Here is an 18,520-nt window from a genome sequence, read left to right as displayed (position 1 = left end):
ATTACCACTCAAATCAAAGGTTATCCGTTCGAAGTGCGCATCCCTCCTGGGCTGAAAGCTTCCGGCGTCATTTTATCCGATCAAGTTAAGAGCCTTGATTGGCAGGCCAGGAATACGCAGTATTGCTGTAAGCTCCCGGAGGCCACATTGTCCGAGGTTCTTAATAAACTCGGCGTTTTGCTGATCACATAACCATGCCCAACAAGACGCTCCTCGTTGGTCAATAGTCGAGATCTGATTCTGCTTTCCCCGTGAGATGGGGGTCAAATCTTTTAACTTTACATTTCACCAGCAGCGCGAGGTACTTCACTTTTTAGGTAAGGACAGATATTGAACAATGACAGCCTTGCCGGCGCGGATGCGCGAGCCCTCGGCTCGCTCCCTTCCAGCGTTCCGTTGAGCGTGATCACCGCTCAATTCCGGCGTTCAGCATTGAAGAGGGGCATGTGACGATGTGGAATATGATAAACTGAGTGCTGAACTCTGGAGGGTTTCATGAACCAACAACAAAAGGAGGCTCGCCGTATGGACACACAAAAAGTCTATGCGAAACCGCAGCGGGGACACGTTTCCATAGGAGGGCCGTTACGGGGAATTATCTTCTTTGTCCCTTTCGTCATTCTCGGCCTCGTGCTCTTCCTGGGCCTGGGGCGCGGAACCAACATGCAGAAAGTCGCCGGGGGCGTGGCCGAGGGCATCTTTGCGGTCATCTGGGGAATTGTCGTCTCCGGTATTCGCGTTGCCCCGCAGTGGGAACGGGGCGTGGTGCTCCGGCTCGGCAAGTTTCGGTCGGTCAAAGGGCCGGGCATCATGTATATCATTCCCTTCATTGACAATGTCCGGTTTGTAGATCTGCGCTTGCTTACTCTGAACATTCCCAGCCAGCAGGTGATTACCAAGGACAATGTTCCCGCGGCCATTGACGGCGTCCTCTTTTTCCTGGTGGCGGACGCTGAGAAGGCCGTCATTCGAATCCAGGACTTCGCTTTTGCCATCGCCCAGTACGCGCAGGCTACGTTGCGAGACGTCGTTGGCGGACTCTCGCTGGACGAACTCCTGTCGGAGCGAGAGCATATTCAGAAGCGGATTGCCGAGGTGGTGGAGGAACACATCAAGGATTGGGGATTGCATATTGATTCCATTCGCCTTCAGGACATCGAAATGCCGGAAGACTTGAAGCGAATCATGTCCCGGCAAGCCTCGGCGGAACGAGAGAAGCGGGCCACGATTACGAAGGCGGAGGGCGACAAGATTGCGGCGACGAATCTGGCCGCCGCCGCCGTCATCATGGAGCAGACACCGGGGGCGATGAAACTGCGAACACTTCAGACGATCGACAGCCTTGGGGCTGGTCCCGCGAATACGGTTGTCATGTTTCCATTGGAACTGACAGAAACAATAAGGAGTATCGTCAAATCGGCATCGAAGAGTAACGACGCCACCGTGGTGTAAGTTCACCATCCGAGAAAAGGGCTCTATTGATCCCATGAAAGTAACCTTCCTCGGTGGCGCACGGGAAGTCACCGGATCGATGCACCTCGTCGAGGCAGCGGGGAAGAGAATCCTTCTCGACTGCGGCCTCTTTGAGGGGCGCCGCCAGGAAGCTGCCGAGCGGAACCGTACACTCCCCTTCGACCCTGTTCGGATCGACTGTCTCATTCTCTCACACGCTCATCTCGACCACAGCGGCAATATACCCACCCTCTGCACGAAGGGGTTCCAGGGCACGATCTACTCAACCCCCGCGACGCGCGACCTCTGCGGGATTCTGCTCCTGGACAGCGCCCACATCCAGGAGGATGATGCCGCCTACCTGAATAAGAAACATAAGAACAGCGGTACGCCCTTCATCGAGCCTCTCTACAGCAAGGAGGAAGCGGAAAGATCGCTGCGGCAGTTCGTCACGGTGAGCTATGACCGCCCGTTGCCGCTCTTCCCCGGCGTTCAGCTCACCTTCAAGGACGCGGGCCACATCCTCGGCTCGGCGATTGTGGTGCTGGAGGTTGAGGAGAGCGGGAGGGCGATCAAGTTTGGCTATACCGGCGATATCGGCCGGGAGACGATGGCGCTCCTCCGCTCGCGCACGCCTGTGCCGGGCCTCGATTTTCTCGTCATGGAGAGCACCTACGGCAACCGCATGCACGGCCCCATTGAGGATACGGAGAACAAGCTGGCTGAGGCGGTGAACCGCACCAGGGGCAGGGGCGGGAAGATCATCGTGCCCGCCTTCTCGGTCGGCGCCACCCAGCAGGTCATCCATGCCCTCTACCGCCTCATGCAGTCGAAGCGCATCCCGGAGCTCCCGGTGTTCGTTGACAGCCCCCTCTCGGTGAGCGCGACCGAGATCTTCCGTCTCCATCCGGAATGCTACAACGAGGAGACCTACCGCTACATCATGAACTCAACGAACCCGTTCGGCTTTGAAATGTGCCGTTACATCCGCGGCGCGAGCGAGTCCCGAAAATTGAACGACATTAAAACGCCCTGCGTCATCATATCTTCGTCCGGGATGTGCGAGGCGGGCCGCATCCTCCATCATCTGAAGAACAACGTCGAGGATCCCAGGAACACCATTCTCATCGTCAATTTCTGCGCCGAGCACACCCTCGGCAAGCGCATCGTGGAGCGGGTGCCGCAGATCAAGATCTTCGGCGAGATGCACCGGCTGAGAGCGGAGGTCGTGGTGATCAATGCCTTCAGCGCGCACGCCGACCGCGGTGAGCTCCTGAAGTACGTTGAGGAAACGGACGGAGCGGTCACGCGCTACTTCTTTGTCCACGGGGAAAAAGATCAGGCGGTCGCCCTTGCGGAGGCGGTTCGGGCGATGACAGGGAGGAACGCGGAGGTCCCGCGTCGCGGCGAGACAGTGGAACTACAGCTTTAATGGTAAGCCACGGATGAACACGGATTTTCGCGAGGGCGCGAATCCGGGAGGCATCAGGGTCAAACCCTACTATACTGATGATGGGAGATTATCGAAGCGAGCGATTAGAATTTCAACAAATTCAAACTTAGAACTTCGGGTTTGACCCCAATCATCCTGCTGAAGTACGTTGAGGAAACGGACGGAGCGGTCACGCGCTACTTCTTTGTCCACGGGGAAAAAGATCAGGCGGTCGCCCTTGCGGAGGCGGTTCGGGCGATGACAGGGAGGAACGCGGAGGTCCCCCGCCGCGGCGAGACGGTGGAGTGAAAAACCAATCTCCTATTATCTTGGGAGATACTGGACAAAAGCAAACAACGTGATTTATGCGAAAAATAAGGCCGTTTGTGGCGAATTGTGTTCGTTCTGACTGGTATAAGCATCACAAAAATCCGTCATGAGCCCTTTATGTTATTATCCACGGATTTCACAGATTCGCACGGATCTTTTAGTGGTAATCCGTGGAGCGTCAGCACAACCGCTTCAGGAGGACGTCTACCAGGTCGCCGATCTTCACCCTCTCCTGCGCCATCGTGTCGCGGTCGCGCACCGTCACGGTCTTGTCCTTGAGCGTCTGTGAGTCAACCGTGATGCCGAACGGCGTCCCTGCTTCGTCCTGCCTGCGGTAGCGACGCCCGATCGAGCCCGTCTCATCGTAGAAGACGGGCATATGGGTGCGGAGCTCATGTTCGACCCTGCGGGCGATTTCGGGCATGCCGTCCCGCTTCACGAGCGGGAAGACGCCGGCCTTCATCGGCGCGATGCGCGGGTGGAGCTTGAGCACCACCCGTTTCTCCCCGCGCACCTCCTCCTCCCGGTAGGCATCCACGAGGCAGGTGAGGAGCGTCCGGTCAACTCCGGCCGAGGTTTCGATGATGTACGGTATGTACCGCTCTTTGGTCTCGTCGTCGAAGTACGAGAGGTCCTTACCCGAGTGGGTCTGGTGCCGCGAGAGGTCGTAGTCGGTCCTGTTGTGAATCCCCTCGAGCTCCTTCCACCCGAAGGGGAACTCGTATTCGATATCGTAGGCGTCCTTTGCGTAGTGGGCGAGCTCCTTGTTGGGGTGCTGGTGCAGGCGCAGCTTGTCCTTGTTCAAACCAAGCTCGCCGTACCACGCGAGGCGCTCGGCCTTCCACTTCTCCAGCCACTCCATGTCGGTCCCCGGTTTGACGAAGAACTGCATCTCCATCTGCTCGAACTCGCGCGTGCGGAAGATGAAGTTGCCGGGTGAGATCTCGTTCCGGAACGCCTTCCCGATCTGGGCGATGCCGAAGGGTATCTTCTGGCGCGCGGGGGTGAGCACGTTGAGAAAGTTGACGTAGATGCCCTGGGCGGTTTCCGGCCGGAGGTACACGATCGCGCTCTCCTCCTCGACGGGCCCCATGTAGGTCTTGAACATGAGGTTGAACTGCCGCGGGGGGGTGATCTCCCGCGAGCCGCAGCGGGGGCATTTGCCGCCACTGATCTCATCTTCACGGAAGCGCTGCTTGCAGGACTTGCAATCGACCAGCGGATCACTGAACTGTTCGACGTGCCCCGAGGCGACCCAGACAGACGGGTGCATGAGGATTGCCGCGTCGATCCCCACGACATCGTCCCTGAGCTGGGTCATGGACCGCCACCAGAAGCGCTTGATGTTGTTCTTGAGCTCGACGCCGAGGGGGCCGTAGTCCCAGCAGCTGTTGAGCCCCCCATAGATCTCGCTTGATTGAAAGATAAACCCCCTCCGTTTGCAGAGGGAGACAAGTGCGTCCATCATGTAGGTGACCTCCTCTTAAGCTATCGAGCCATCGAGCTATCGAGATATGATACAATGAGAAAATCCACCCAGCAAACGGTCATGCAGATGGGTGTGCGAGCGACGAACTGCCGGCTACTCGCTCCTGGTTTCTCTCCCATTCAGGTAGCGTTCGTAGTCGGCGATCCGCGCCTCCTGCTGCGTGTTTTCGATCGCGAGCGGCATTTTCTTCCGCATCTCCATGATCGCCCCCTCAGCGGTCGCGCCGCGGTTGACCAGGTAGCACGCAAACATCGTCCCCGTCCTCCCGTATCCCGCCCCGCAGTGGACGACCATCTTTTTCCCGTCGCGCAGACCGTAGTTGAGGTAGCTCACGAAATGCTCGATCTGCGCGATGGTGGGCGCGGCGCCATCGGCGATCGGAATATGGAAGAGCTCAAAATCGTATCGGTCGGCGGCGAGCCTCTGGAGCGGATCGATGGTCAGGGAGATCACAATCTCTATCCCCGCGCGCTTCAAAAAGGCGAGGTCGTCCTCGATGGAGCAGTGGCTCCCCGGCCGCTCCATACCCGCGATCATGTTGCTTGAAAACCAGAAGAAATTAGACGGCATGGTACGCATAGTCTAGCACGAAGGGACCGCGGTTTCCAGTTACTAACTTCAAACAAATGCGCACGTCAATTTATATATTTGGTCGTAGTTAATTCCTGGTGTGCGAGTTGCGGGCGCGGGGGGATGAGCGGCATCTGGAGTTCAACGGACAATGCGCACCAGGATGCCGTTCTGGAAGTAGAGGTCCACCATGCCCTGCCCCTTCCGCCTGAATGTCCACCGGTCGGTGGATTCATCAATTCCCTGGACAGGGTGTGTGAGCTCGGGCCAGCCCCACGCCGAGCGCACCTCTTTTTGCGTCATGCCCACGATGACGCGTTTTTCGCGGATCGCCTCTTTGATCTCCTGCTGCTTCAGGAGCCTCCGCTGGCATTCGTCCCCGTCAATCCGTCTCGATGGCGCCTGTTTCACGGGAAGCGGTTGCCCTGAGGCTCGGGAGGGATCTGTTCCGGCATTGAGCGGGAATGCGACAAGGAGCGCCGCCCAGGCGGCGACATGCATGAGAATCTTCATAGCGCGCTCAGTATACCATAGTTCCTGGAGCGCCCTCGACATGAAATTGCGCAGTCCGATATTTCCTCGATTACACCGGGGCCGCAACCAAAATTCAAGTAGCCACAGAGAGCACAGAGCCTGCCTGCCGGTAGGCAGGGACACAGAGATTGACGTGTGACACAGATTCACACGGATAGACACAGATGAACACAGATTTTTCAGTGTCCTCAGTGTTAATAAGACAATCATGCAGTTTGAAAAACTTTCTCAAAAAAAGTTTTGCACACGTGTAATGCGGAGAATACCGATTAGCCACGGATGAACACGGATACACACCGATTCCCTCCGGGAGATGTGAGAAAATGAATTTAACCCGCGCATATCCGCGAAAATCCGCGATGAGAACCTATCATGTTTTTCTCCGTGCCTCCGTGGTCAATGCTAAATGGCGTACCGCTCACAACCGAGGCCTCACAGAGCGCGATGCACGCCCCCTACCCTGGAGGCCGGCGGTGGCGAGTGAGGCGAGCGCGTAGAGCGCGCCGGAGAGCGCGATGACAACACTGAAACCGGTGGCGCGGGCGACGCACACCGCGCCCACCGCGCCGAACACCGACGCGGCGCCGTTCACCGCCCACAGCCATGGGATGAGCGCGGGGGCGAGGTCGTAGGCTGCCCTGATCCCCGATGGGAATGCCGTCCCCATCAAAAATGCCGGCGCCGAGATGAGCGCCACGGCGACCGCGATCCGTGCGAGGATCGGGAGGCCGATCACGATAGCGAGCAGCGGAGAGAGGCCGCACGCGTAGGCCGCGAGCAGGGCGCACAGGAGCGCGAGCGGCCTGCGATGTTCACCCCGTTCGGTCCATCGGCTGCCGAGGCCGGCCCAGAGGAGGAGGGATGAGAGCACGATACTCATCGCGTGAGCCGGGTGGCCGAGGAAGAGGACAAATTTCTGCACGAAGATGATTTCAACGGTGATGAACGCGAGGCCGATCATGAAGAAGTAGCACAGGAGCCGCAGTTCTCTCGTCCCCGTACAGCGCACTGCCGCTGTCGGGGAGGGTCGCGGACTCGAGGCGTGCCGGTATCCGGAGAACATGAGCGGCATGAGGATCAGGAGTGCTGACACCACTGCTGCCTGCAAAAGGAGGGCGATCAGGACCAGCTCGCCCCACTCAGCGAAGGGCGTCCACTCCCTCCCCATGCTCCGCCACAGATACGGGAGCGCCTTCACTTTGAAGAAGTCGGAAAAAAACGGCCTGTCGTCCGTGGGCGGGCTGACGTCGAAGAAATAGTCGCTGAAGAACCGCGCCCTGCTCTTCTTGTCGATCATCCCTGTCGCGAAGATGAAGTAGAGGTCTTCACGGAGCCTGTTGTTCCTGTTGGCGTCGGCCGGCGTGATCCCCGGAAAGTAGATGGGATCGAATCCCATTTCACTGCAAAACTCCTTCGCCGCCAGGATATCCGCGTCGGTAAATTCACCAGGGGACATGAGCAGCGCGGTGGTGGACCAGCTCCGGATGAGCATGAGATGCCGGTGCGGGCGCGGGAAGCCTCCCGACTCCAGCGCGGTCAGCCCGAGGCCGAGGAGGCGAAGGGAATCACGCGGGGGGTATTTGATCCAGCGAGCGACGCAGAGGATGCCGCGTGGGGTGAGTCGCGTGAGACAGTCGCGAAACGATTCGACGGTGTAGAGGTAGTCTTCGCTGAAGCTGCGCACGCCGGCGGATGAGGCGGCGACGGATTCCATAATCGGGATCTGGATGGCGTCATAGCGCCGCCCGACCCGCCTCAGGTAGTTTCGACCGTCGGCCTGGATGAGGCGTATCCCCGGCCGTGAAAAGAGGCTGCCGGAATATGCGGCGAATCGGCTCGTGAGGAGCTCGATGACATCGGGGTTTATCTCCACGGCGTCTATCAGAGAGACACCGCTGGAACGCGCGGTGAGGACGTCCAGCCCGCCCCCCGCGCCGATGATGAGCGCGCTCCCCGTCCTTTGCAGGCGGTAGGGGAGCGCGGCGAGGGCGGCGCGCGAAAATGCCATTTCCCCTGGAGCGCCGCTGGAGGCGGTGACCGGGGACGGTGAATCGGCGTCCGAGGTGAGCGCGAGCTGCCGCGGGATGTCACCTTTAAAGTTGAGGCTCAGGCCCGCCGGAGGGATTCGGATAAAGCGGCTGGACGCGACGTCGGTCCGGCTGATCATGTTCCACCGCGTCTCAAGGATGGCGCCGTCGGGGAGGGAGAGGAAGTAGCTCAGTGCTTTGAACTGTGATACGCGCAACTCGAAGGGCGGGGAGAGGAGGCGGAGGAGTAGTGCGGTGATGATCACGAGAGCGAGGGCTCCCGCAGTGAGCCAGGAACGTGATTTCCCGTTGAAGAGGATTGCCGAAGCAGCCCCCCCCAGCGCGCACAGGAAGACGATTTTCACGCCGCCAAACGGCGTGAATAAAAAGAAGATCGCCGCGCAGCCGAATGCCGAGCCGTACAAACTCGCCGCGTAGACGCTCCCGATCTGAGAAGCCTCCAGATACATGATGCTCCCGAGGGCGCACCCGGACCAGAAGAACGGGATGGCGAAAAGGAGGTAGAACAGCAGGAAAGAAAATATCGGCCGGATTTCCCATGAAAAAAGGATCTCATTGAAGTTGAGATGGTTGCCGGCGAAGAACACCGCCGGCGCGCTCGCGGCGAATAGCGCCGCGCACAGCGCGGGAGCGCCATTCCGGTGCTTTTTTAAGCGTTCTCCGCACGCCGAGAGGAGAACGCCGCTCGCCCCGAAGCCGAGGAGCGCGGTGCTGATGACGAGGAACGCGAAGTGGTGCCAGTGTGTGACGGAGAGGAGTCTCGTGAAGGAGATCTCCAGCAGCAGGGTGGCGGCGGAGATCAGGAAGACAGCGATCGTCTTCTGCATGGGGCTATGGTAGCACAAGGGCGGCGGGCGGTGGAAGTTCGGGCTCCCCGCCACTTATGAGGGGTGCGCCGTTTAGGATTAACCACGGAGGCACGGAGTACACGGAGCGGAGGCACACTACTTCGGTGGTAAAAACGCTTAACCACTGAAGGCACTGAAGTCGCTGAAAATCAGCTATGGGTGGTAAGGGGTCACTTATAGAGTGGGGCCACGGATCCCGCTAAGCGGGACGGATTATGACGGATATTCACAGATGAAAAGAAAGCTTCATCTGCGGCCATCCGTATGGTTATCCGTGAAAATCCGTGGCGAACATCATTTACCGTTACCCCTGCAAAACTGATTACTATGGGTGGGCTAGAGGGCGCATCTCGGTCACTCCTGCCCAAGCTTTTGCCGGGATAAACTCAAGCAGGAGTCCAGTGTGGATGCTGGATTCCTCCCGCTTGGCGGGACGGGAATGGCACCAGAGCATAACTGCGGCCTTATCCCCGAAGGATTTGTTTTGCGCGGCCGGCTGATCGTGTGATACTATATCGCTTTGCAGAGCAACAATACCGATAGGAAAGGAATAGTGAGTTGAAACTCTCAATCGGCTTTCCCAAGGGGAGCTTGCAGGAATCCACGTTTGACCTGTTTCTCAAGGCGGGATTCGCGATAAGCGTGAGCGGCCGGTCGTACATCCCGCGTATTGACGATGAGGATCTTGAGGGGGTGCTCATCAGGGCTCAGGAGATCTCCCGCTATGTCGAGGAGGGGGTTCTCGATATCGGCCTGACCGGCCTCGACTGGATTCTCGAGAACGATTCGAAGGTCGAAGAGGTCGCGAACCTTGTGTACGGCAAGCAGGGGTTCCGACCCGTGCGGTGGGTCCTCGCCGTCCCGGACGATTCATCCATCCAGGGGGTGGCTGACCTCGAGGGGAAGCGTATCGCCACCGAGGTGGTGAACATTACGAAGAAGTATCTCAAAAAGAAGGGGGTCAGCGCCCATGTTGAGTTTTCGTGGGGAGCCACGGAGGTCAAGGTCCCCCAGCTTGTGGACGCCATTGTGGAACTCACGGAGACCGGGAGTTCGCTCCGGGCTCATAACTTGAGGGTGATCGATACGCTCCTGGAATCTACCACGAGGCTCATTGCCAACAGGGATTCCCTAAAGGATGAGTGGAAAAGGGGCAAGATCAATCAGATCGCGATGCTGCTCAAGGGGGCGCTCGCCGCGGAGGCCAAGGTCGGTGTGAAGATGAATGTCCCGGCTGCCTCCCTGGAGATGGTCACCGCCCTCCTTCCGGCGCTCCGCAGACCCACGGTTTCGAAATTGAGCGAAGAGGACTGGTACGCGGTTGAAACCATACTTGATGAAAAGGCATTTCGCTCCATTGTGCCGAGGCTGAAGGAGGCGGGGGCGGAGGGGATCATCGAGTACCCGCTGAATAAGGTAATACCGTAAAAGCTAAATCCCAAATCCAAAATCCCAATAACGGAGCGAAGGAAATGAAGGTACCATACATAGTTGCGGGGACTTTTATTTTTGGATTTGGAGTTTGGGACTTGGGATTTCAACAGGGGGGGTGATCGCCATGCCGTGCGGCAGAAAGAAAAGGAAACACAAGATCTCGAAGCACAAGCGCAAGAAAAGGATGAGGAAGGACCGGCATAAGAAGCGGAAGAGGTAGGTTTTTAACTGCTGGTGATTCAAGCGAGGGGCGGCGGCTAAGGATTTCGCGAAGCGTCGCCCTTATCGCGGTCGTGTGCGTTCCGCTCTTCGGGTGTGCCGGGCTCCGTCTCCACCCGGCGCCGCGGGCGAAAGCCCTGTCGCCGTCCTATGCGTACGTGGATAGGCCGCAGGCATATCTGCACTACACCCTCGGCGCTTTCCTGGAAAAGGAGGGAAAGCTGGAGGCCGCCACCGAGGAATTTGTCACCGCCCTCAGCTTTGATCCCGGGGCAGCCGCGATCAACCTCAAACTCGGTGACCTGTACCTGCGGAGGCAGGATTTCAAGAGGGCCATAGAGGAGGGTCGCAAGGCGACTGAGAAAGATCGTGCGCTCGTCGATGCGCACATGCTCCTGGGCAGGGCGTACTATGCGAATGGCGATCTCAAAAAAGCCGTCAATGAATTTGAAGAAGCAATCAAATTAGATCCCACAAACGAGGAAGGCTACCTTTCCCTCGGTCAGCTCTATTTCAACGAAGATCGCCGGGATGACGCCATTAAGGTGTTTGAAAGGGCCACCCGCGCCCGCCCCGATCAGTGGAGGCTCTGGTTCAAGCTCGGCCTGCTCTATTGCAGCGAGGAGAATATCAGCCCCGCCGTGGAGGGCTTGAAACGGGCAGCAGAACTCGCGCCCGGTGTGTTCGACACGCACTATAAGCTTGCCCAGGTGTACGATCTCCTCGACCGGCGGGAGGAGGCGATCGAGGAATACCAGAAAGCACTCAAGATTTATCCGCTCAAGCTCGAGATATACGCCTCCCTCGGCAATCTCTACAAGGAGCAGGGCGAGCTTGATAAGGCAGAGAGTCGTTTCCAGCTCCTCATTGAACTCATGCCACACGAGGTTCGAGGCTACCTCGCCCTGGCGCAGATTTACCTCATGGAGGATAAGAAAGAGGAAGCGGTGGATCTCCTCGAGGAGGCTTGTGCGGAGGGACTTGAGTCGTCAGCGCTGCATTTCTACCTGGGGCTCGCCTATGGAGCGATGGGTGACTATGCGAAGGCGATTGAAGCCTATGGTCGGGCGCTGAAGCTCGGAGCCGACGGCAGCACGGTTCACTTTTACACCGGGGGCGCGTACGAGAAACTGGGCCGCTTCGATGAGGCGGTTGCGGAATTCAAGAAAACGATCGAGCTGAATCCAAATAACGCCGAGGCATATAACTACCTCGGATACATGTACGCTGAAAAAGGGATGCGCCTCGATGAGGCCGAGGTGCTCATCGGGAAGGCATTGGCCATTGACGCTGACAACGGGGCATACATTGACAGCCTGGGCTGGGTGTATTACAAACAGGGCAAGTATAGCGAGGCGTTGAAAGCGATCCAGCGGGCCGCGAAGCTCGTCGGGGACGATCCCGTGGTCCTCGATCACCTCGGCGACGCGTATCACGAAAACAAGATGTGGAAAGAGGCGATGGAGGAGTGGAACAAATCCTTGAAGCTCGATCCCAAGAATGAAGCGGTGAAGCAGAAGATCGACGCGCTCCGCAGCAGGCTTGAAATTAAACACCCCGCGGGGGAGCCGGGGAAGGGTGGAAAGAAAGAAGTGGTGCACGAGCGGCAATAAGCAGAAAGTTTAAAGCCTAACGTACACGCACTGCCCTGCCTGGAAAGAATTATCACTGTGAAGCATTCCGTTTCCATCCGCTGCCCCGCCAAGATCAATTTCTACCTTGACGTGCGGGGAAAAAGATCGGACGGTTTCCACGAGATCCGCACCGTCATGCAGGCGATAGACCTCTACGACGCGCTCTCCCTCGAGGAACAGGGTGAGTTGATCAGCGTCTCCTGCGACCTGCCCTCCCTCCCTGTTGGCTCGCGCAATCTCTGCTGGCGCGCCGCCGACGAGATGCGCCGCCACGCCCGGCGCGGCAGGGGGGTTCGCATCACGCTCACCAAGAAGATCCCCGTCGCCGCGGGGCTCGGGGGTGGGAGCAGCGACGCGGCGGGAGTGCTGCGCGGCCTCAACGAGCTCTGGGGGCTGGAGATGGCCCCGGGGGAACTGGAGAAGATTGGGGCCCGGCTCGGTTCGGATGTCCCATTTTTTATCAACGCGGGGACGGCGCTGTGCGCGGGGAGAGGGGAGAACGTGACCGCGCTGGAGCATGCCGCGTCATACCCGTATGTACTCGTAACGCCGCCGATAGCCGTTTCAACCGCTGACGTGTACGCCGCGCTCACTCCCGCTGTCGGAGAACCGCACGTCGGTGAGGATGAGTTCCTCAACGCCCTCGCCTCCGGCGATCCGGTGAGACTGAGCGGCGCGCTCTACAATCGCCTTGAGTCCAGCGTGGGCCCGCAGATGCGGGAGGTAGAGAGACTCAAGCGGGCGCTACGGAAACATGGCGCACTCGGCGCGTGCATGAGCGGGAGCGGGCCGAGCGTGTTCGGGATCGCGGAGGACAGGGCCGCTGCCCGGCGGCTCGCTGAAGCGATCAGGCACGAGTTAATGGACGGGACATTCCTTCACTGCGGTGTCACCGACGCGGGCTCATATCCGAGTCTGTAAATATCCACGAAACCAACGCCGCTTTTTGTCACCGTGTACACCTTCTTCGGCGTGTGAGTCTGAAGGAACTTTTCTATCCTCGGATTTCTCATCCGGTGCCCCAGGGGAATCACCAGCCAGTCACCATGGGACGGTTTCGCCGCATTGATAAGGACATCGGGGGGGGCGGCGGGCGGATCGTGAGCCCAGTGATACCTGAAGTCGCCTGCAATTCCCACGGCGAAGATGGAATCTCCACTCTTTGCGTGCGCCTTGAGATACGCCACGGCTTCCTTTGTCCCCACGCCGAATCCCAGTGAGACACGACGGGATGCTCCAGCCGGCCCGCCCACCAAGAAATTGCAGTATATGCCATAGAAGGGAGCGACCTTGACGAGGGGTACGATGAGGGAGGCTATGAGCGGCAGTACTATCGCGCTGCGGACGGCCGCGCGTCCCGGGAGAGCGAGCGCAGGGAAACAGTTCATTATTCCCACGAGGCCGCTTGCCGAGATGAGGCATAGACACGGCATCACAGGGGCAATGTAGCGGAGCGCCATTTTGTGTCCCAGACTCATGATGGTGATGAACATAACGGAAGCGATAAGGCAGAGCAGGTATCCGCGGTCCCCGGCGCGCTCCCCACTCCGCGCTACGCAGGGCCGGATGAGGCCGCTGACCAGAAGCAGGAGCATGAGCGGCGGGGTGCAGATGAGGAGCATGAAAAGATAAAACCAGCCGGGTGGATGAGTGACGATCCTCCCCATCCAGTACTTTACGTGGCCGATGTCTCCCAGATAGGACATCGCGGATAGGTGCAGTAGTTCATTTACTATAGGCTTCCGGAAGATCTGGATGAACACGAAGCAGAGAAACAGCAGAGCTGCTCCCGAGCGCAGCGAGCGAGACGTCAGGAAATCAGTCGCGCGTTTTCCCCACACCCTCGCCGCCACGGTGAACAGTATGTACGCGCAGAGAAGTACACCCCCTGTTTGCAGCCAGGGGAGGTCGGCGAGCATGTTGATTGTCGCAACGAGCCCTGCGGTCGGAGGAAGATAGCGCACATAGTTGCTCCAGAAGATTTCGTGGGGTTCATACCACAGTCGGGTAAAAAGCAGAAAGTAGAGGGCGAGCGCGAGGCCGAGCCAGCCGAGATCACTCACCTCCCAGAAGCGGAAACTGTCGTCACGCTTCCGCAGGCGCACGACGGCCTTCCATGTGAACAGTATGAGGGGGATTGACACGGCGGTCGCCTTGGTGAGAAGGGCGAGTGCGAAGCAGATCGAGGATGCGATCTTCCACGGAAGGCGGCGGCGGTCGGTGTAGATGAGGTAGCACAGCAGCGAGAGCATGAAGCAGAGGGTGAGCGTGGAGTCCACGTGGGCGACGCGGGAGAGCGCGATATGCTGGGGATAGAATGAGAGCATAAGGGCGGCCCAGAATGCCGTCTCATCGCCCCACGCTATGCGGCCGAGGAGGTAGAGGAGGAGACCGGTCGCGGTTCCGACAAGGGCAATCGGGAATCGCGCCGCGACGAGCGGGGGCAGGAGATCAAAGCTGAGGCGCGAAGTATTTTTGCCAAGGTAGATGTGGGAGGAGCCGATGAGCGCCGCGGGGAGCACTCCCGGATAAGACAGGCGGGAGGTCGCTTTTTTAAATTCGCGCGCGCGCAGATTGGCAATGAGGTTTTTCCCGTGCTCTATCCAGGGGAGCTCGTCGGGCTCAAGGCTGTGGCCGCCGAGATTCCAGAAGCGGGGGAGCGCGGATGCTGCGGTGATCAGGAGCGCGAGGAGGATGGTTCGCCTGTTCCTCTCAAACCAGGATTTTATGCGCGCGAACGGTGCCTGCCTGGCAAATATCAGCTTGAGAAAGAGCAGGATGATGAGGTATAAGAGCGGCGTGAGGAGATGGTGGCATCTGAGGCGCACCTCTCCGAGGCGCAGGGCGATATCGCCGATGAGGAAAACATACAGGGCGGCGAGGGCAAAGAGTATGGTGCAGAGGTTAAATACGATGTTGAGCCACATCTTTTTTCAATGGGCACTTTCGTCGATTGATGCGCCACGTAGTTTATGTTATTTTAAACCGGTTGGATAGAAAAAATCGCAGGAAAAAATCGCAGGTCATGAGGGGGGTTTTTATGGTTGAACGCAGGCTTCGGAGCTGCTATGGTATGGCGCATGAGGAACGATGAGTCAGCGCGGATAGATCGCGAGAAGGAGCACACCCTCGCCGAGGAGATCGAACAGTTCAAGCGCGAAAAGGAACGCATACGCGCCATCATCGGCAAGATCGGAGGCGTTCCCACCTTCAGGCATAAGCTGTTCAATGTGCTCTTCGGGTTGGTCATTGCTGTCTGTTTTCTTATCTCGATCGTCACCCACGGGAGGCTCGTGCTGCCGATGATCGAGATCGGCGTCATTCTCATCTCGGTCAAGATCATGTACCTGCTCCATACGTTTTTGAGGCAGATGCATTTCATGTTCTGGGTCCTCTCATCAATCGAGTGGAGACTGAATGAGATGGAGGGGAGGATGAGAGGGGAAAAGCGTGAGAGCAATCAATAGCTTCGCCATTCTATTTCTCGTTGTGTGCGGATGCGTCAGCATTGATCCGCAGGTCACGAGGGCGCCTGCCGGGGGTGTCACGCGTCGTACGGCACAGAAAGCGGCGCGTAAAGGCCCCCCCCTGATCATAGAGGTCGCCCTGCTCCCTGAACCGGGCGGCGCGATATCGCGCGAAACCCCCGCGCGCCGGAAAGAGTATCTTGAGGAGATTAAAACGTGCGCTCAGATCGGGGCATCAATGGTGCGTCTACAGCCGATTGCCGCGGAGAGTTCGCCGGCTGACTATCATTTTGACCGCGACGTGAATAACTATCGCGCGCTCCTCCGCGAGGTGCTCGCCGCGGCGCCGGATCTCATCATCGATTGCGATCTCGGGGGAGCGGGGAAGGAAGTCGAGGAGTGGGTCCGCTGCAATAAGCGGATCGAATTCGATTCAACACGCGAGGAGGATAACCCCGTGACCGTTGCCGTGGGTCAGCAGGCGATGGGCATTATACGCGAGACGATTTCAAGGGGCGGCCATCTGCGCCTTGGGCTTCACGATAGCTCGGGATGGCCGTACAAGCGGAAGCCGACGAATCTGGATTATCTCAGACAGTCGATCTCCATGGCCCGGGCGGCACAGCGGCCGATCGCCACGCCGGAGGAGGCGAGGAAAATATTGGGCCTCCCGCCGCTCGCGAACATCTACGCAGCCCCGAGCAGCGCACGCGTGACGAGGGGGAGCCCGTTCTCTCTCGACGCGATTGTCGGTCCCGTGGACGGCCCGTTTAAAGCGTATGCGGTGATCGTCACGCCATCGGGGCAGGAGCTTTCTTTTACGAAGAGGCGGAAGCTGGCTCCGGGGATCTCACCGTTCATCGGCAGACGCAGGGGACTGAAGAGCGTGTGGTGCGAGACGCTGACCGAGACGATGATCAAACCGCGTATCTCCCCCGGGGTTTATAAAATCTATCTTGGCCTGTTCCCACTGTACGCGGAGCCACTTCCCCGCCGTGCACTTGGGATGACCATGGCGGAAGTCCTTATTCAATAATAAAGTCCTCCTTGCACAAGGGCTTTACACTATGTGAAAAGCGGGTAGAATAGCATCTCTGCGGGGCGGAAGAGACTCCGGCAGCCCGGCACGCTTTTTATAGTAGTTTTTAACATTATTGGAATTTGGGATTTGGGATTTGGGATTTAGAGATTGGGATTTGGGATTTGAAACCATGCTCTGGACAAAGGCATTCATACCGACGCTGAAAGAAGACCCGGCTGAGGCTGAGATCGTAAGCCACAAGCTCATGATCCGCGCAGGGATGATGCGCAAACTCGGCGCGGGGATTTATACCTACCTCCCCCTCGGCTGGCGCACGATCAGGAAGGTGGAGCAGATTGTGCGCGAGGAGATGGACCGCGCGGGCGCCCAGGAGCTGCTTCTCCCCATCCTCAGCCCCGCAGAGCTCTGGAAGGAGAGCGGCCGCTGGGACGAGTATGGCAAGGAGCTCATGCGCCTGAAGGACCGGCACGAGAGGGAGTTCGCGCTCGGCCCCACGCACGAGGAAATCATCACACACACGGTCCGGGGTGAGGTGCGATCGTACCAGGAGCTTCCCCTCTGCCTCTACCAGATCCAGACGAAGTTCCGTGATGAGGTCCGGCCCCGTTTCGGAGTCATGCGCGGGCGTGAGTTCACCATGAAGGACGCGTATTCTTTCCATCGGGATGAGGAGTCCCTCGACGACTACTACCAGGTCATGAACGAGGCGTACTCGCGGATATTCGCCCGGTGCGGCCTCAACTTCAGGGCGGTGCTTGCCGACCCCGGGATCATGGGGGGGAAGGTGACACATGAGTTTATGGTGCTCGCCTCATCCGGAGAAACAGTGGTGATCTCCTGCCCGGACACGAAATGCGGGTACGCCGCAACCACTGACACCGCCATCGGCAACCCGCCAATCCCCACGAAACTCAAGGAGCCGATGGAGGGATTGCGCGAGGTCCACACGCCGGGGTACAAGACGGTGGAGGAGGTGGCGGCTTTCCTCAAGGTCCCGCCCGAGAAGCTCATTAAAACCCTCGTCTACGAAGCGGCGGGGAAGGGGGTTGTCGTGCTCATTCGCGGAGATCGTGACGTGAACGAGGCGAAGCTCCAGAAGGCGCTGAGGTCGCACGAGGTCGCGCTCGCCGGCGAGGAGACCATTTATAAAATCACCGGCGCTCCCCTGGGTTTCGCGGGGCCGGTCAAGCTCCGACTGCAGGGGAGCACGGTTCGTGTCATTGCAGATAAAGTTACCATTGAGGGCATCTGCAACGGTGTCACGGGCGCAAACAAAACAGATTACCATCTCACGGGTGTGTGCGAGGGGAGGGATTTCTCCGTTGATGAATGGCACGATCTCCTCCTCGTGCGCGAGGGGGATAAATGCCCGCAGTGCGGACAGGCGCTCACCGCCTACCGCGGGATCGAGGTGGGTCAGATATTCAAATTGGGGAAGAAATACAGCGAATCGATGGGGGCGACATTTTCGGACAAGGATGGCGTCGCGAAGCCGTTCGTCATGGGCTGCTACGGGATCGGCGTCACCAGAACCGCCGCCGCCACTATCGAGCAGCACCACGATGAGAACGGGATAATATGGCCGATGTCAATCGCGCCATACCATGTCGAGATCATCCCCATGAACGTGAGCGATGAGGAGACGATGAAGGTTGCCGGGGAGCTCTACCGGGCGCTGGGTGAGAAGGGTGTCGAGGTACTCCTGGACGACCGCGATGAACGGCCGGGGGTCAAGTTCAAGGACGCCGATCTCGTCGGGATCCCGCTGAGGGTCATCGTTGGGCCGAAGGGGCTTGCCCAGGGGAAGATTGAGATCAAGCACCGAGGTTCGAAAGAGGCGCGTCTCTTGGACGCGCCGCGCGCCGCGGAAGAGATTGCGGTTATGGCGAGGGGAGAGCTGGAGAAATTAAATCCCAAATCCTCCCTCGACCCCGAACGAGGTCTCGGGACGAGAACCCCTGAGGAGCAAATCCCAAGTCCCAGATAAGTTCCAACTTCCAATCAAATCATTTTCCCATCAT

Annotated in this window: 16 protein-coding genes; 11 read left to right on the top strand and 5 right to left on the bottom strand. The window is 58.8% G+C overall.

Going from position 1 to position 18,520, the window contains the following annotated elements; translation table 11 throughout:
- From NTX71_07355 to NTX71_07340, 4 genes are all read left to right on the top strand, one after another.
- A partial coding sequence (locus tag NTX71_07355) for a type II toxin-antitoxin system PemK/MazF family toxin (GenBank protein MCX6339721.1) occupies positions 1-192 on the top strand: 192 nt, incomplete at its 5' end.
- 333 nt (positions 193-525) lie between these two features.
- The gene (locus tag NTX71_07350; protein MCX6339720.1) at positions 526-1,452 is read left to right on the top strand and encodes an SPFH domain-containing protein; all 927 of its coding nucleotides are present in this window, start codon (positions 526-528) and stop codon (positions 1,450-1,452) included.
- A gap of 34 nt (positions 1,453-1,486) precedes the next feature.
- Entirely contained in the window at positions 1,487-2,884 is a 1,398-nt protein-coding gene (locus NTX71_07345) for an MBL fold metallo-hydrolase (protein MCX6339719.1), read from the top strand.
- A 141-nt stretch (positions 2,885-3,025) separates the two neighbouring features.
- Complete coding sequence (locus NTX71_07340; GenBank protein MCX6339718.1) at positions 3,026-3,193, top strand: hypothetical protein; 168 nt, start codon at positions 3,026-3,028, stop codon at positions 3,191-3,193.
- A 199-nt stretch (positions 3,194-3,392) separates the two neighbouring features.
- Here the strand turns inward: NTX71_07340 and NTX71_07335 are convergent, their stop codons facing one another.
- The 4 genes from NTX71_07335 to NTX71_07320 form a co-directional block, all read right to left on the bottom strand.
- Complete coding sequence (locus tag NTX71_07335) at positions 3,393-4,679, bottom strand: glycine--tRNA ligase (GenBank protein ID MCX6339717.1); 1,287 nt, start codon at positions 4,677-4,679, stop codon at positions 3,393-3,395.
- Positions 4,680-4,796: 117 nt separating this feature from the next.
- Positions 4,797-5,273 (bottom strand): dual specificity protein phosphatase family protein, encoded by a 477-nt coding sequence (locus tag NTX71_07330; GenBank protein MCX6339716.1) that lies wholly within the window; start codon positions 5,271-5,273, stop codon positions 4,797-4,799.
- 141 nt (positions 5,274-5,414) lie between these two features.
- The gene (locus NTX71_07325) at positions 5,415-5,786 is read right to left on the bottom strand and encodes a hypothetical protein (protein MCX6339715.1); all 372 of its coding nucleotides are present in this window, start codon (positions 5,784-5,786) and stop codon (positions 5,415-5,417) included.
- A 439-nt stretch (positions 5,787-6,225) separates the two neighbouring features.
- Positions 6,226-8,682 carry a hypothetical protein gene (locus tag NTX71_07320; GenBank protein MCX6339714.1) on the bottom strand — a complete coding sequence of 819 codons (2,457 nt, stop codon included), beginning with the start codon at positions 8,680-8,682 and terminating at the stop codon, positions 6,226-6,228.
- 579 nt (positions 8,683-9,261) lie between these two features.
- On the opposite strand from NTX71_07320, the gene hisG reads away from it, so the two are divergent.
- The 4 genes from hisG (at position 9,262) to ispE (ending at position 12,911) form a co-directional block, all read left to right on the top strand.
- Positions 9,262-10,131, top strand: coding sequence for an ATP phosphoribosyltransferase (hisG, locus tag NTX71_07315; GenBank protein MCX6339713.1), 870 nt, complete (start codon positions 9,262-9,264; stop codon positions 10,129-10,131).
- Positions 10,132-10,225: 94 nt separating this feature from the next.
- Entirely contained in the window at positions 10,226-10,357 is a 132-nt protein-coding gene (locus NTX71_07310) for a hypothetical protein (GenBank protein ID MCX6339712.1), read from the top strand.
- Between the two features lie 73 nt (positions 10,358-10,430).
- Entirely contained in the window at positions 10,431-11,969 is a 1,539-nt protein-coding gene (locus tag NTX71_07305; GenBank protein ID MCX6339711.1) for a tetratricopeptide repeat protein, read from the top strand.
- 57 nt (positions 11,970-12,026) lie between these two features.
- Complete coding sequence (gene ispE, locus NTX71_07300; GenBank protein MCX6339710.1) at positions 12,027-12,911, top strand: 4-(cytidine 5'-diphospho)-2-C-methyl-D-erythritol kinase; 885 nt, start codon at positions 12,027-12,029, stop codon at positions 12,909-12,911.
- On the opposite strand, the gene NTX71_07295 is transcribed toward ispE, so the two are convergent.
- Positions 12,869-14,917 (bottom strand): glycosyltransferase family 39 protein, encoded by a 2,049-nt coding sequence (locus NTX71_07295; protein MCX6339709.1) that lies wholly within the window; start codon positions 14,915-14,917, stop codon positions 12,869-12,871. The two genes, ispE and NTX71_07295, sit on opposite strands and share 43 nt — an antisense overlap.
- Before the next feature lie 141 nt (positions 14,918-15,058).
- On the opposite strand from NTX71_07295, the gene NTX71_07290 reads away from it, so the two are divergent.
- From NTX71_07290 to NTX71_07280, 3 genes are all read left to right on the top strand, one after another.
- Complete coding sequence (locus tag NTX71_07290; protein ID MCX6339708.1) at positions 15,059-15,457, top strand: hypothetical protein; 399 nt, start codon at positions 15,059-15,061, stop codon at positions 15,455-15,457.
- A complete protein-coding gene (locus NTX71_07285) occupies positions 15,441-16,493 on the top strand; it encodes a 3-keto-5-aminohexanoate cleavage protein (protein ID MCX6339707.1) in 1,053 nt (350 codons plus the stop codon). Before NTX71_07290 ends, NTX71_07285 begins: the two co-directional genes overlap by 17 nt.
- A gap of 175 nt (positions 16,494-16,668) precedes the next feature.
- Positions 16,669-18,486: a proline--tRNA ligase gene (locus NTX71_07280; protein MCX6339706.1), complete on the top strand. Its 1,818-nt coding sequence runs from the start codon at positions 16,669-16,671 to the stop codon at positions 18,484-18,486.
- The last annotated feature ends 34 nt before the right edge of the window (positions 18,487-18,520 follow it).

The sequence above is a fragment of the Candidatus Auribacterota bacterium genome (genome assembly GCA_026392035.1).
Taxonomy (GTDB): domain Bacteria; phylum Auribacterota; class Tritonobacteria; order UBA1439; family UBA1439; genus JAPLCX01.
Note: the sequence above shows the minus strand (reverse complement) of the source record. Positions and strands in the feature narration are given on the sequence as shown.